Annotated in this window: 13 protein-coding genes; 9 read left to right on the top strand and 4 right to left on the bottom strand. The window is 71.4% G+C overall.

Annotated elements, in window-relative coordinates:
• Nucleotides 1-207: 207 nt before the first annotated feature.
• Together ABD691_RS05580 and ABD691_RS05585 are read right to left on the bottom strand one after the other, a co-directional pair.
• A complete protein-coding gene (locus ABD691_RS05580; protein WP_344678316.1) occupies nt 208-576 on the bottom strand; it encodes a hypothetical protein in 369 nt (122 codons plus the stop codon).
• A gap of 102 nt (nt 577-678) precedes the next feature.
• Nucleotides 679-912 (bottom strand): Lrp/AsnC ligand binding domain-containing protein, encoded by a 234-nt coding sequence (locus ABD691_RS05585; protein WP_344678458.1) that lies wholly within the window; start codon nt 910-912, stop codon nt 679-681.
• 97 nt (nt 913-1,009) lie between these two features.
• Between ABD691_RS05585 and ABD691_RS05590 the strand changes: the two genes are divergently transcribed.
• On the top strand, nt 1,010-1,975 hold the full coding sequence (locus ABD691_RS05590) for a thiamine-phosphate kinase (protein WP_344678317.1): 966 nt from the start codon (nt 1,010-1,012) through the stop codon (nt 1,973-1,975).
• Nucleotides 1,976-2,229: 254 nt separating this feature from the next.
• On the opposite strand, the gene ABD691_RS05595 is transcribed toward ABD691_RS05590, so the two are convergent.
• A complete protein-coding gene (locus tag ABD691_RS05595) occupies nt 2,230-3,567 on the bottom strand; it encodes an MFS transporter (protein ID WP_344678318.1) in 1,338 nt (445 codons plus the stop codon).
• 384 nt (nt 3,568-3,951) lie between these two features.
• Between ABD691_RS05595 and ABD691_RS05600 the strand changes: the two genes are divergently transcribed.
• On the top strand, nt 3,952-4,626 hold the full coding sequence (locus ABD691_RS05600) for a uracil-DNA glycosylase (protein ID WP_344678319.1): 675 nt from the start codon (nt 3,952-3,954) through the stop codon (nt 4,624-4,626).
• A gap of 164 nt (nt 4,627-4,790) precedes the next feature.
• Nucleotides 4,791-5,306 (top strand): Rv1733c family protein, encoded by a 516-nt coding sequence (locus ABD691_RS05605; RefSeq protein ID WP_344678320.1) that lies wholly within the window; start codon nt 4,791-4,793, stop codon nt 5,304-5,306.
• Between the two features lie 175 nt (nt 5,307-5,481).
• On the opposite strand, the gene rpmB is transcribed toward ABD691_RS05605, so the two are convergent.
• Nucleotides 5,482-5,673, bottom strand: coding sequence for a 50S ribosomal protein L28 (gene rpmB / locus ABD691_RS05610; protein WP_344678321.1), 192 nt, complete (start codon nt 5,671-5,673; stop codon nt 5,482-5,484).
• A 324-nt stretch (nt 5,674-5,997) separates the two neighbouring features.
• On the opposite strand from rpmB, the gene ABD691_RS05615 reads away from it, so the two are divergent.
• The 6 genes from ABD691_RS05615 to ABD691_RS05640 form a co-directional block, all read left to right on the top strand.
• Nucleotides 5,998-7,551 carry a DAK2 domain-containing protein gene (locus tag ABD691_RS05615; protein WP_344678322.1) on the top strand — a complete coding sequence of 518 codons (1,554 nt, stop codon included), beginning with the start codon at nt 5,998-6,000 and terminating at the stop codon, nt 7,549-7,551.
• 44 nt (nt 7,552-7,595) lie between these two features.
• On the top strand, nt 7,596-7,943 hold the full coding sequence (locus ABD691_RS05620; RefSeq protein WP_344678323.1) for a GntR family transcriptional regulator: 348 nt from the start codon (nt 7,596-7,598) through the stop codon (nt 7,941-7,943).
• A gap of 40 nt (nt 7,944-7,983) precedes the next feature.
• Complete coding sequence (locus tag ABD691_RS05625) at nt 7,984-8,973, top strand: DUF1648 domain-containing protein (RefSeq protein WP_344678324.1); 990 nt, start codon at nt 7,984-7,986, stop codon at nt 8,971-8,973.
• Nucleotides 8,966-9,871 carry a CPBP family intramembrane glutamic endopeptidase gene (locus tag ABD691_RS05630; protein WP_344678325.1) on the top strand — a complete coding sequence of 302 codons (906 nt, stop codon included), beginning with the start codon at nt 8,966-8,968 and terminating at the stop codon, nt 9,869-9,871. The genes ABD691_RS05625 and ABD691_RS05630 overlap by 8 nt, the downstream gene beginning before the upstream one ends.
• 4 nt (nt 9,872-9,875) lie before the next feature.
• Entirely contained in the window at nt 9,876-12,113 is a 2,238-nt protein-coding gene (recG, locus tag ABD691_RS05635; RefSeq protein WP_344678326.1) for an ATP-dependent DNA helicase RecG, read from the top strand.
• A 409-nt stretch (nt 12,114-12,522) separates the two neighbouring features.
• On the top strand, nt 12,523-12,886 hold a 364-nt coding region (locus tag ABD691_RS05640), incomplete at its 3' end, for a biotin carboxylase N-terminal domain-containing protein (protein WP_344678327.1).

A 12,886-nucleotide genomic window follows, 5' to 3' on the forward strand; every position in this document is an offset into this window, starting at 1 on the left:
GCTGCGCGCCTACCTCGGCCTGCTGCTCCTGGTTCGTGGCGTGCCGCACGTACTGCCCGACGGCGGCGACCGATCCGGCCAGCAGCACGCCGAGGCAGATCGCGATGATCAGCACCGGTCGGGGCAGACCGGACGACGACTTCTCGGAAACCACGCCGTCCACTACAGCACGACCGCGGCGGGCCGGAAGCACCGGCCTGACCGCGGTCAGCGCACGGGTTTGCTGTTCTCCCGCAGCCGCTCGATGCGCTCGTGCGCGCCCTGATCGATGCCCAGGCGAAGCCGCCTGCGCAGCTTGTAGTCCACGATCTGGCTCAGCGGGGCATCGCGCCATTTCCGGAACACCAGCGGACGCCGGGAGCGCACGGCCTGCTCGACGTCGTCGGCCGCGGTCTCGTCCGCGCGGCCGATCGCCGCTCGCAGGGCCTGGTCGGTCACCCGCCGGTTCGTGCGATGCGCGATGCGCCGGTTGCGCCGGATGTTCTTGCGGGAGCTCTTGTCGTTCTCGCCGTAGTCGTTCCTGCGGTCCTTCGCGTAGCTGAGCCGCTTCTTCTCCTGCGGCGTCCTGCGCGCCACCGGTACCTCCTCGTCAGGCGGGTCTTCGCATGGCGGGCAAGGTATCGGGCGCACGGGCTGCGGGCCGAATCGTTTTCCGGCGGACCGATTTCCGGCGGACCGTCAGAGGTGCACGACGGGACAGGTCAGGGTCCGGGTGATGCCCTCGACGTTCTGGATGTTCGCGACGACCATCTTGCCGAGCAGGTCGACGTTCTCCGCTTCCGCGCGGACGATTACGTCATACGGACCGGTGACGTCCTCGGCGCTGACTACTCCGGGGGCTCCCGAGATCTCGGCGGCGACCGCGGCTGCCTTGCCGACTTCCGTCTGGATGAGGATGTATGCCTGGACCACGGCGTGCCCCTTCGTCTCGACCATGTGCTCGGGGTAGGAAACTTGCAGCAAGCTACCCCATTAGACCGAGCGGAGGCTCAAGGAAGGAAGGTCTCAGTTGGGTCCGGATTCGTCGCAGGACGCACAGACCGTTTCCCAGATGGGTGAGTTCGGTCTCATTGATCGGGTGATATCCGGTCGCGAACAGTCACCGGGAACGCTCATCGGTCCCGGGGACGACGCGGCCGTGCTGGCGGCTCCGGACGGCCGGGTGGTGGCCACCACGGACGTGCTGGTGGAGAACGTGCACTTCCGTTTCGACTGGTCGACGCCGCATCAGGTCGGGCGCAAGGCGGTTGCGGTCAACCTGTCCGACATCGCCGCCATGGGCGCGGTTCCCACCGGGCTGCTGGTCGGCCTCGGTTGCTCGCCGGACCTGCCGACGCACGTCGTCGACGAGCTCTCGGCGGGCATGTGGGAAGAAGCACAGCAGGTCGGGATCGGTCTGGTGGGCGGTGACATGGTGTCGGCCGCCACGCTGACGATCTCGGTCACAGCGCTCGGCGACCTCCAGGGCCGCGCCCCGGTGACCCGCGCTGGCGCGCGGCCCGGCGACGTCGTCGCGGTCGCGGGCCGGCTCGGCTGGGCGGCGGCCGGACTCGCCGTGCTCGGCCGCGGGTTCCGCTCCCCGGTCGCGGTCGTCGGCGCCCAGCGGGTGCCGGAACCGCCGTACGCGGCCGGGCCGCTGGCCGCGGCGGCGGGCGCGACGTCCATGGTGGACACCTCGGACGGCCTGCTCGCCGACCTCGGGCACGTCGCGGACGCGTCGAAGGTCGCCATCGACATCCGCGCCGAACTCCTGGAGGTCCCGCAGCGGCTCACCGAGGTCGCCTCCGCGCTCGGCGCGGACGCGCGGCACTGGGTCCTCACCGGAGGGGAGGACCAGGCGCTGGCGGCGACGTTCCCGCCGGACCGGCCGCTGCCGGAGGGCTGGCGGCAGATCGGCGAGGTCGCCGAAGGCAGCGGCGTGACGCTGGACGGGGCGGTGTACGAGGGCACCACCGGCTGGGAACACTGGCGTTGATTGTGTTGGTGGTGCGCTCGTTTTGCGTGGCGGTGTGGGTGGCGGAACCTCAGGCGCCCGCTGGCTGCGGTAACTTTTTCCGACGTATGTCCAATACGACGGAAAAAGCTGTCCTCGCCAGCGAACGCCTGAGAACCCGCGGCGGTGCCGGTTGCTGGGGTGGGCTAAGCGGCTGCGCCGCTTGAGAACTCCGCCCCGCGACAGCGAAGAACCCCGGTGTGCCGCGGCACACCGGGGTTCTTCGTCGTTTCGGGTCAGGCCGTTGCCGGAGCGGATCTCGCCGGTTCCTCCTCCATCAGCGGCTTCCCGGCCGTCTCCTTCATCAGCAGGATCGGCACCAGCGCGACCAGCGCCGCACCGATCAGGTAGTACGCCGGGAAGAAGGTGTTCCCGGTCTGCCCGACGACCGCGTCGTTGATCAGCGGCGCGGTGCCGCCGAACGCCGCGGTGGAGACGTTGTAGCCGACGCAGAAGGCCGCGTAGCGGACCTTCGTCGGGAACATCGCGGGCAGCGTCGCGGCCAGCGGGCCGATCGTCTGCACGTGCGCGAAGCCCAGCAGCGCCAGACCGGCCAGCGTGGTCGCCATCGTGCCCTGCGAGATCAGCATGAACGCCGGGATCGGCAGCACGATGAAGCAGACCGCCGCGGAGATGAACACCGGTTTGCGGCCGATCCGGTCCGACAGCGCGCCGACCGGTGTGATCAGCACCAGCATCACCGCGACCACCGCCAGCAGCGGCACGAGCACCTGGTGCTTCTGGTCGTCGGCGATGTTGAGCGTGGTGGCCAGGTACGTCTCCATGTAGGTCAGGATCGTGTAGTTGGCCACGTTGATGAGCACCACGATGCCCATCAGGATCAGCAGCCGCCGCCAGTACTGGGCGATCAGCGCCTTCAGCGGCGAGTTGGCGACCTGGTGGGTCTCCTGGAGGTTCTTGAACGCCGGGGTGTCCTCCAGCCTCTTCCGCAGGTAGAGCCCGACGGCGCCGAGCGGACCCGCGATCAGGAACGGCACCCGCCAGCCCCACGATTCCATCGCGGCCTGGTCCAGATTCAGGATCAGGATCGTCGGCACCAGCGCACCGAGTCCGAAGCCGGTCAGGGTGCCGAATTCCAGCCAGCTGCCGTAGAAACCGCGCCGCTTGTCCGGCGCGAACTCGGCGATGTAGGTAGCCGCGCCGCCGTATTCACCACCGGTGGAGAAGCCCTGGAGCATCCGGGCCAGCAGAAGCAGGATCGGCGCGAGGACCCCGATTGCGCTGTAGGTCGGCAGCAGACCGATGAGGAACGTCGAGCCCGACATCAGCAGGATGGTGACGGCGAGTACCTTCTGCCTTCCGATGCGGTCGCCCAGCGGTCCGAAGAACATGCTGCCGAACGGCCTGATCAGGAAGGAGATGGCGAAGACGCCGAAGTACGAGATCGTCTCCCACGGGCCGGGGAAGAACTGGTGCGCCACATAGCCCGCCACGTAGGCGTAGACGCCGAAGTCGTACCACTCGGTGCAGTTTCCGATTGCCGCTGCGCCGACCGCGCGCCGGAGCAGCGAACGCTGTTCTGGCGTCGGTTCGGCTTTCTCCTGTGAAGTCATGAGGCTGAAGGCCACCTCCGGCGTTGATGTCGTCCCCGACGTTGGCGTTATTGGGTGGTCTAGGAACCTAGCTGAGGGATCAGGGCAGAGCCACCAATACGCCGAGTCGTGTCCATTTCGATGAATGTCGCCTTATGTAAAACGTCACGCCCGGGTCTGTTTGGACTTAGTCCAATGATCTCCGAATCAGGGCTGTCAATAGCGTCCTGACGGGCGAAAATGCCGATTCGGGCGATGACCGTGCGCGGCGCATCGGCGGCGCCGGACGTGTCGTTAACCCGAATGAGTGTGACATGCGTCACTTGACTCTGGGTCGCTGTGACCGTTGACGGCAGCCGGGGGCGCGGGCCGGGCCGACTCCGCGCGCCGCTAGGCTGTTCGGTCATGGCACGTCCCCTGCACGAGGTGGTCGAGGCCGGCTGGGCGCAGGCCCTGGAACCGGTCGCGGACCGGATCAGCGCGATGGGCGAGTTCCTGCGCGAAGAGGTCGCCGCGGGCCGCAAGTACCTGCCCGCGCCCGAGCACGTGCTGCGCGCCTTCCAGCAGCCCTTCGCCGACGTCCGGGTGCTGATCGTCGGGCAGGACCCGTACCCGACGCCCGGCCACGCCGTGGGGCTCAGCTTCTCGGTGGCGCCCGACGTCGACCCGATCCCGCGCAGCCTGGCCAACATCTACCGCGAGTACTCCGAGGACCTCGGCCACCCGACGCCGTCCAACGGCGATCTGACGCCCTGGGCCGAGCGCGGGGTGCTGCTGCTCAACAGGGCGCTCACGGTCGAGCCGCGCAAGCCCGCCGCGCACCGCGGCAAGGGCTGGGAGGAGGTCACCGCGCAGGCCATCCGCGCGCTGGCCGCCAGGGAGCAGCCGCTGGTCGCGATCCTGTGGGGCCGCGACGCGCGCGACCTGCGCCCGCTGATGCCGGGCGTGCAGTGCGTCGAGTCGCCGCACCCGAGCCCGATGTCGGCCGATCGCGGTTTCTTCGGGTCCCGCCCCTTCAGCCGGGTCAACGAGATCCTGACCCGGCTGGGCGAGGAACCCGTCGACTGGAAGCTGCCCTAGCCCCGGCTTCGGAGCCCGCCTGCGGCGTATGGATTTCGGTGGTGGCCGGTCGTACATTGGCCATTACCGGAACCTCTTGCGTCGGAAGAAGGCTCGTCATGAGGGCCGGGCGGGACAGCGAGCTGCGACGTCTTCTCCGCCGGGTGTGGCCGGGTGCCAATCCGATGCGCCGGCGGACGGACTGGTTCGAACCGTGCGCGCTGCTGGGCGTGGTCCTGGTGGTCGTGCTGGCCGTGGTGCTGGCCCTCACCGCGTCGCAGGCCGTGCTGGCCGACCGGCTGGCGGCGGTCCAGCGGGAGGAGGCGGACCGGCGGCCGGTCGCCGCGACGGTGCTCGCCGACGTCCGCGAGCCGGGTTCGGACAGCCGGTCGGTCGCGGTGCGCTGGGGCGAACCACCGGACGAGCACTTCGCCGTGATCCGGCTGCCCGCGCAGGCCCGCCCCGGCCCGACGCTGCCGATCTGGCTCGGCCCGGACGGCCGCCTGGCCCCGCCACCCGCGACGCGCGCCGGGGCGACGCAGGCCGCGGGCACCACCGGGGCGACCGTGCTGCTGGGTTCGCTGGCGCTCGTCGGCGCCGGGTACGGGCTCGCGCGCTGGCTGGTGGTGCGGAAGCGGCTGGCGGCCTGGGGCGAGGAGTGGGAGTGGATCGAACCCCGCTGGCGCGACCGCATGACCTAGTTCTGGGGAGTGTTCATGAATGACTTGCTTGGCGGTGCGGGTGGCGGAACCGGTTGCAAGGGCGGCGCGCAAGCGAGCAATCCCCAGCCGCGCAGCCGCCCGGCCACAGCCGCCCGGGGCAAGAAAAAACCCCGGGGCGGCGAGGCCGTCCCGGGGTGCGGTGCTCGGTGTGCGGTCAGCCGCGCACGACCTTGCCCGCCTTGAGGCACGAGGTGCACACGTTCATGCGCTTGCGCTGGGAGATCCCGATCCGCGCGTGCACGGTCTGGATGTTCGGGTTCCAGCGGCGCCGGGTCTTCCTTTGAGAGTGCGAGACCGAGTTGCCGAAGCCTGGTCCCTTACTGCAGACGTCGCAGACGGCAGCCACGTCAGACACCCCTTACTTTGCGTTCACGGTTGCAGCGATGAGTCACGCAAGCGACTCCCACTCGCGTGAGGTCTCGCCACCGAGGTGACTGCGCTTGCTCACCGCCGGAGACGGTGTGGTCCCGATGGGAAGCCCTTGCCCGGACGACCCCCGGAGGAAACGTCCTGGGCCATCGCCACCCGGGACCGGATCAGTGTAGCTCACCGGGAGCAACGTCCTCGGGTGGGTCGGGGGCAGCGGCGCACCCGGCGCGATCTGCGCGATTAGGGTCTCAGTACCCGCTCCCGGCTCGCCCGGGCGGCTTCGGAGGATCGTGCGCTGGAGGTGGCGAAGGTGCTGGACGCGGCGGGTGCCCGCAGGTGGGCGGACCTGGCGGTGGCGGCGCTGGCCGAGGACCGGGCGGCCATCGACCGGATCAACGTCTACCCGGTCGCCGACGGCGACACCGGGACGAACCTGCTGCTGACCATGCGGTCGGCGGTGGCGGCCGTGGTGGAGTCGGCGGCCGACACCCTGGGCGCGGTGCTCGCCGCACTGGCCAAGGGCGCGCTGGACGGCGCCCGCGGCAACTCCGGGGTGCTGCTGTCGCAGGTGCTGCGCGGCCTCGCCGACGAGCTCCGCGACGCGACCCATGCCGACGGCGGCGACCTGCGAGCCGCGCTCACCCGCGCGGACGCGCTCGCGCGCGACGCGGTCGCCGAGCCCGCCGACGGCACGCTGCTGTCGGTGCTGCACGCCGCCGCCCAGGCGGCGGACTGCGGATCGGACGATTTGCACGTGGTCCTGCGCGCGGCCACGCGCGCGGCGGTCAGCGCGCTCGACGAGACGCCCGCGCAGCTCGCCGCGCTCGCCGAGGCCGGGGTGGTTGACGCGGGCGGGCGCGGGCTGGTGATCCTGCTCGACACGCTGCACGCGGTCGCGCACGACGGCGAGCGGCTGGCGCCGGAACCACCCGCGGGCCGCGTGCCCGCGAAGGCCCGGCACCACGAGTCGGGCTACGGGTACGAGGTGATGTACCAGCTCTCCGGCGTCGACGCCGAGACCACGTCGTGGCTGCGCGACACGCTGTGCGGGATCGGCGACTGCGTGTCGGTGGTCGGTGACGGCGGGGACACCTGGGCGGTGCACGTGCACTGCGACGACATCGGCGCGGCAATCGAGTCCGGGATCGAGGCGGGCCGGGTGCGGCGGATCCAGGTGACCCGGTTCGCCGATCAGAACCGGGGTTACGCCCGGGAGTCCGCGGTGCTCGCGTGCGTGCCGGGCGGAGCGCTGGCGGAGCTGTTCGAGGCCGAGGGGGCCGACGTCGTCGCAGCCGGGCTGACCACCGACGAGCTGGTCGCCGCGATCAAGGAGACCGGGGCCGCGCACGTCGTGCTGCTGCCCAACGAGGGTGACGTCGCGGCCGAGCAGGCGGCGGGCCGGGCCGTCCGGGCCGGGCAGGACGTCGTGGTGGTGCCCACGGTGTCGCCGGTGCAGGGACTTGCCGCGCTGGCGGTGCACGATCCGGGCAGGCGGCGGGCCGACGACGCGGTGGCGATGACCGAAGCGGCGGCGGCGACCCGCCGCGGGGAGCTGCGGATCGCCGACTCGGAGGCGCTGACCTGGGCCGGTCGCTGCCAGCCGGGGGACGTGCTCGGGCTGGTCGACGGCGAGGTGGTGCTGATCGGCTCGCGGCCGGCAGTGGCGGCCTGCGAGCTGGCCGACCGGATGCTGACCGCGGGTGGTGAGCTGGTCACCGCGCTGGTCGACGACCGCGCCCCGGCGGAGCTCGCGGAGTCGTTGGCCGAGCACCTGCGGCGGAGCAGGCCGGAGGTCGAGCTGAACTGCTACCCGGGCGGCGAGCTGTCCGCGGTCCTGCTGCTGGGTGTCGAATGAGAGCGTGCCGATAAGAGCATTATGGTGCTAGTGTCATTAGCACCATGCTGCTCACTCTGGACCTGCACGACCGGCGGCCCCTGCACGAGCAGGCGGCCGACGCCATCCGGCGCGCGATCGCCGACGGCGAGGTCGCCCCCGGCGACCGGCTGCCGCCCGCGCGCGACCTGGCGGTCGCCCTGCAGATCAACGCCAACACCGTGCTCCGCGCGCTGCGCCAGCTCCGCGACGAAGGGCTGCTGGAGTTCCGCCGAGGTCGCGGCGTCTCGGTGCTGAGCAGGCCGGACCCCCGCGCGGCCCTGCGGTCCAAGCTGCGCGACCTGCTCGCCGAGGCGCGACGGCACGGGTGCGGGGCCGAGGAGGTGCGGGGATGGATCGACGAGGAGACGTAGTCCCGCGCCGCGCCGACGGATCTTTCGAATTGGGGGCACGATGAAGTTGCGGTTGTGGTTCGTCCTCGGCGCGGTCGCGTGGGCGCTGCTGGTCGGGGCCGGGCTGGTGGCGCTGCCGCTCGCGTTCGCCGACCGGTTACCCGACCCGCTGGCCACCCACTGGGGTCCGTCCGGCGTCGCGGACGGTTCGATGTCGCGCTCCGGATTCCTGCTCGTCCCGCTGATCCCGTGGACCGCGATCGTCGCGGCCTCGTTCCTGTTCGCGTTGCGGGGAGGGCTGCGGCGGCGGTTCAACCGCGCCTGGATGTGCGGCTCGCTGGTCGGTGGCGCGGCGTTCGTCTTCGGCATCGCCGGGACGACGGTGTGGGCCAACGCCGGTGCCGAGCACTGGCGGCAGGCCCGTTCGCTGAGCTGGCAGGGATTCCTGGTGTTCGGCCTCGCGGCGCTGATCGCGGTCGGCACCTCCAGGCTGGCCAACCGCGGGCCGGACGTGCCGCGGCCCGAGACCGGGCCGGGCCCCGAGCTGCGGCTGCGCGCCGGCCAGCGCGCGGTGTGGGTCGGCGCGGTGTCGAGCCGGGTGCTGCTGGTGCTGTCCCTGGCGAGCCTGCTGATCGCCCTGATGTTCGCGGTGATGGGGTCGTACTTCGACGAGGAGCTGGTCTGGTCGGCGCCGGTGGTCCTGGTGCTGTGCGGGCTGGTGTGCCTGGTGTTGTCGTCGATGCGGGTGCAGGTCGGCGACAACGGAGTGCGCATCGCGTTCGGTCCGCTGCGGTGGCCGGTCCGCAGGCTCGCGCTGGAGCGGATCGAGAGCGCCGGTGCGGAGCGGCGGAGTCCGGTCGAGGTCGGCGGCTGGGGCTACCGGGTGCTGCCGGGGCAGACCGCGATCATGTTGCGCGGCGGCGAATGCCTGGTGCTGCGGCTGACTTCCGGGCGCCGGTTCTACATCAGCGTCGACGGGGCCGAGCGCGGCGCTGAGCTGGTGAACGCGTTGGTGACGGAGCGTTCGGCGCTGGGGGACGGCGATGCGTGACGTGTGGATCTTCGTCGTGGTGGCGCTGGGATCGGCGTGGCTGATCGCGCTGCCGCCGTGGCTGGACGGCGGGAACCTCGCCGCGCACATGCCCTTCGCCGGGATGGCGATGATGTTCGCCCCGACGCTGGCGGTCCTGGTCGTCTGGCTGGTCAACGGACGTCCCGCCGGGCTGGCGCGGGAAACCGGTCTGCTGCTGGGAGAACGCAAGGGCCGCACCGTGGGCCTGCTGTTCGCGGGCTGGTTCGCGCCCCCGCTGCTGAGCGCGGTCGCGGTCGCGCTGAGCGCGGCCCTCGGTCTGCTCACATTGGACATCGGCGGGTTCAGCCTGGTGCGGCAGCAGATTCCGGCCGGGATGCCGATCGACGCCGGTTCGCTGGTGGTGTTGCAGCTGGTGCTGAGCGTGTTCCTCGCGCCGCTGCTCAACGCCGTGCCGGCGTTCGCGGAGGAATGGGGCTGGCGGGGCTGGTTGCTGCCGAAGTTGCTGCCGTTGGGTATGTGGCCCGCGATGCTGCTGTCCGGTGTCATCTGGGGCGTCTGGCACGCACCGCTGACGCTGCTCGGCTACAACTACCCGGAGCTAGGCGCCGGGGCGGCGCTGATGACAGTCGGGTTCTGCGTCCTGAGCGGTGCGCTGATCGGGTGGCTGCGACTGCGATCCGGCAGCGTGTGGCCCGCGGCGCTCGCGCACGGTTCGGTCAACGCCACCGCGGGCTGGCCGGTTCTGCTCGGATCGGCGCAGGAGCCGCCGAACATGGTGGTGTCCGGGCTCGTCGGGCTCGTGGGCTGGGCGGTGCTGGCGGCGGTGATCGCGGTGGTGTTCCGGCTGCGGCCGTTGCCCCAAGCGTCGGCGGCGTCCGATAACTTGCAGGTGGGAGCGATCGAACGGAGCCGGTGAGGCAATGGCGACAGCAGGAACGACCGTCGGTGGGACCGCGCTGGACCGGGTGCTGGGTGCGAAGACGGCCAAGGCGCTGGACTCCGCGCTTGGACTGTCCACAGTGGGCGACCTGCTGCGCCACTACCCGCGCCGCTACGCCGAACGGGGCGAGCTGACCGCGATCGCCGGGCTGGAGATCGACGAGCACGCCACGGTGCTGGCCCAGGTCGAGCGGGTGTCCAAGCGCAGCATGAAGTCCCGGCGCGGCACCATCGTCGAGGCCCGGATCACCGACGGCCACCGGTCGCTGATCTGCACCTTCTTCAACCAGGCGTGGCGGGAGCGGGAGCTGCTGCCCGGCAGGCGGGGGATGTTCGCGGGCAAGGTCACCGCCTACCGCAACCAGCTCCAGCTGGCCCACCCCGAGTACCAGCTGTTCACCGAGGACGCCGACGTCAGCTCGGCGGCCGAGGAGTTCGCGGGCGCGCTCATCCCGGTCTACCCGTCGGCGCAGGGGCTGCCCTCGTGGTCGATCGCGCAGTGCGTGCGGCAGGTGCTCGACGTCTGGGACGGCGAGGACGACCCGCTGCCAGCGGAACTGCGCGAGAGGCTCGGCCTGACCGGGCTGGAGGCGGCGCTGCGCAAGATCCACCGCCCCAAGGACTTCGGCGAGGTCGGCGCCGCGCAGGAGCGGCTGAAGTGGGACGAGGCGCTGGCGGTCCAGCTGGCGCTGGCCCGGCTGCGCGGGACGGCCCAGTCGCACCCGGCTCCGGTGTGCCGCCGCCGCGACGACGGCCTCCTGGCCGCGTTCGACCGGCGGCTGCCGTTCGAGCTGACCGGCGGCCAGCGGGAGATCGGCGAGCACATCGCCGAAGACCTGGCCGTCGAGCACCCGATGAACCGGCTGGTGCAGGGCGAGGTCGGCTCGGGCAAGACGGTGGTCGCGCTGCGGGCGATGCTGCAGGTGGTCGACGCCGGACGGCAGGCCGCGATGCTCGCGCCGACCGAGGTCCTGGCCGCCCAGCACGCCCGCTCGCTGGCCGAACTGCTCGGCGACCTCGGCATGGCGGGCGAGCTCGGCGGCGCCGAGAACGCCACCCGGATCACCCTGCTGACCGGCTCGCTGCCCGCCGCCCAGCGCAGGAAGGCGTTGCTGGAGGCGGCCTCGGGCGAGGCGGGCATCGTCGTCGGCACCCACGCGCTGATCCAGGACCGGGTGTCGTTCGCCGACCTGGGCATGGTCGTGGTCGACGAGCAGCACCGGTTCGGCGTGGAGCAGCGGGACGCGCTGCGGGCGCGCGGCGGCGGCGAGGTCGCGCCGCACGTGCTGGTGATGACCGCGACCCCGATCCCGCGCACGGTCGCGATGACCGTCTACGGCGACCTGGAGACCTCGGCGCTGCGGGAGCTGCCGCAGGGGCGGTCGCCGATCAGCACCAACGTCGTTCCGGTGGCCGAGAAGCCGAGCTGGCTGGACCGGGTGTGGCAGCGCATCCGCGAGGAGGTCTCCGCCGGTCACCAGGTCTACGTCGTGTGCCCGCGGATCGGCGACGACGAGGAGAACTCGGGGAAGAAGAAGAGAACGAAGTCGTCCACTGTGGATGACAGCGACGGCGAGCCGCCGCCGGAGGACGGGGGCGAGCGCAGGCCGCCGGTGGCGGTGCTCGACGTCGCCGAGCAGCTCGCCGCCGGGCCGCTGGCGGGCCTGCGGCTGGGCGTCCTGCACGGCAGGCTGCCCGCCGACGACAAGGACGCCGTGATGCGCGGGTTCGCCGCGGGCGAGGTCGACGTGCTGGTGGCGACCACGGTGGTCGAGGTCGGCGTCAACGTCCCGAACGCGACCGTGATGGTGATCATGGACGCGGACCGGTTCGGCGTCAGCCAGCTGCACCAGCTGCGCGGCCGGGTCGGCCGGGGCAGCGCGCCGGGCCTGTGCCTGCTGGTCAGCGAGGCGATGGCGGGCACCACCACCCGCGACCGGCTGGATGCGGTCGCCTCCACCACCGACGGCTTCGAGCTCGCCCGGCTGGACCTGGAACTGCGCCGCGAGGGCGACATCCTCGGCGCGGCCCAGTCCGGCCGGAAGTCCGGGCTGAAGATGCTCTCGCTGCTGCGCGACGAGGAGGTCATCGCGCAGGCGCGCGAGGAGGCGGAGGCGGTCGTCACCGCCGACCCGGAGCTGCGCGCGCACCCGGGCCTCGCGCGGATGGTCGCCGAGGTCGTCGACGACGACCGGGCGGAGTACCTGGAGAAGAGCTAGCCGCGGCGGGCGGGTTCCTCGCGCGGTCGTGCCGCGGTGGGCAGATCTGGCGCCGAGCCCCCGGGGCCGCGACGCTGCGGTCCGGGGTCCGGCGGTCGCGTGCTCGGCATCGCGTCTGCGGCGCGCTCTCCGGCTGCGGACCGGTGGCGCCGCGCGGAGTATGGAGTCGGTGACCGGAAGTGATCACTGACGCTCCCGATGTGACACGAGCACTGTCTTCCACGAAGCGAAATTGACCTCAACGAAAATTCTGCCGTTTTTCTTCACATCTGCCCTTGTGTTGTCCCTGTAAACAGGCAGGTCATAGCCGGTGGGGATGGCGTCCATCACTCGGGAGACGCTCCCTGGCAGGGGAAATTTCGCGGTAGTGTTCACGGACCGACCGACGCCTGTACAGGAGGTAGCCGGCATGTTCCGCAAGGTCCTCGTCGCCAACCGGGGCGAGATCGCGATTCGCGCTTTCCGAGCCGGGTACGAGCTCGGGGCGGGCACCGTTGCCGTGTTCCCGCACGAAGACCGCAACTCGCTGCACCGGTTGAAAGCCGACGAGTCCTACGAGATCGGCGAACCCGGTCACCCCGTCCGGGCCTACCTCTCCGTCGAGGAGATCATCAGCGCGGCGAAGAAGGCCGGTGCCGACGCCGTCTACCCCGGCTACGGCTTCCTGTCCGAGAACCCCGAGCTCGCGCGCGCGTGCCACGAGGCCGGGATCACCTTCGTCGGCCCCAGCCACGAGATCCTCCAGATGACCGGCAACAAGGCCACCGCGGTGG

It is taken from the genome of Saccharopolyspora taberi, from assembly GCF_039534165.1.
GTDB classification, from domain to species: domain Bacteria; phylum Actinomycetota; class Actinomycetes; order Mycobacteriales; family Pseudonocardiaceae; genus Saccharopolyspora_D; species Saccharopolyspora_D taberi.

Excerpts from the sequence above, each read along its gene's own strand:
- ABD691_RS05595 (WP_344678318.1), bottom strand. The coding sequence starts at position 3,567 with ATGACTTCACAGGAGAAAGCCGAACCGACGCCAGAACAGCGTTCGCTG.
- ABD691_RS05600 (WP_344678319.1), top strand. The coding sequence starts at position 3,952 with ATGGCACGTCCCCTGCACGAGGTGGTCGAGGCCGGCTGGGCGCAGGCC.
- ABD691_RS05605 (WP_344678320.1), top strand. The coding sequence starts at position 4,791 with ATGCGCCGGCGGACGGACTGGTTCGAACCGTGCGCGCTGCTGGGCGTG.
- ABD691_RS05620 (WP_344678323.1), top strand. The coding sequence starts at position 7,596 with ATGCTGCTCACTCTGGACCTGCACGACCGGCGGCCCCTGCACGAGCAG.
- ABD691_RS05625 (WP_344678324.1), top strand. The coding sequence starts at position 7,984 with ATGAAGTTGCGGTTGTGGTTCGTCCTCGGCGCGGTCGCGTGGGCGCTG.
- ABD691_RS05630 (WP_344678325.1), top strand. The coding sequence starts at position 8,966 with ATGCGTGACGTGTGGATCTTCGTCGTGGTGGCGCTGGGATCGGCGTGG.
- recG (WP_344678326.1), top strand. The coding sequence starts at position 9,876 with ATGGCGACAGCAGGAACGACCGTCGGTGGGACCGCGCTGGACCGGGTG.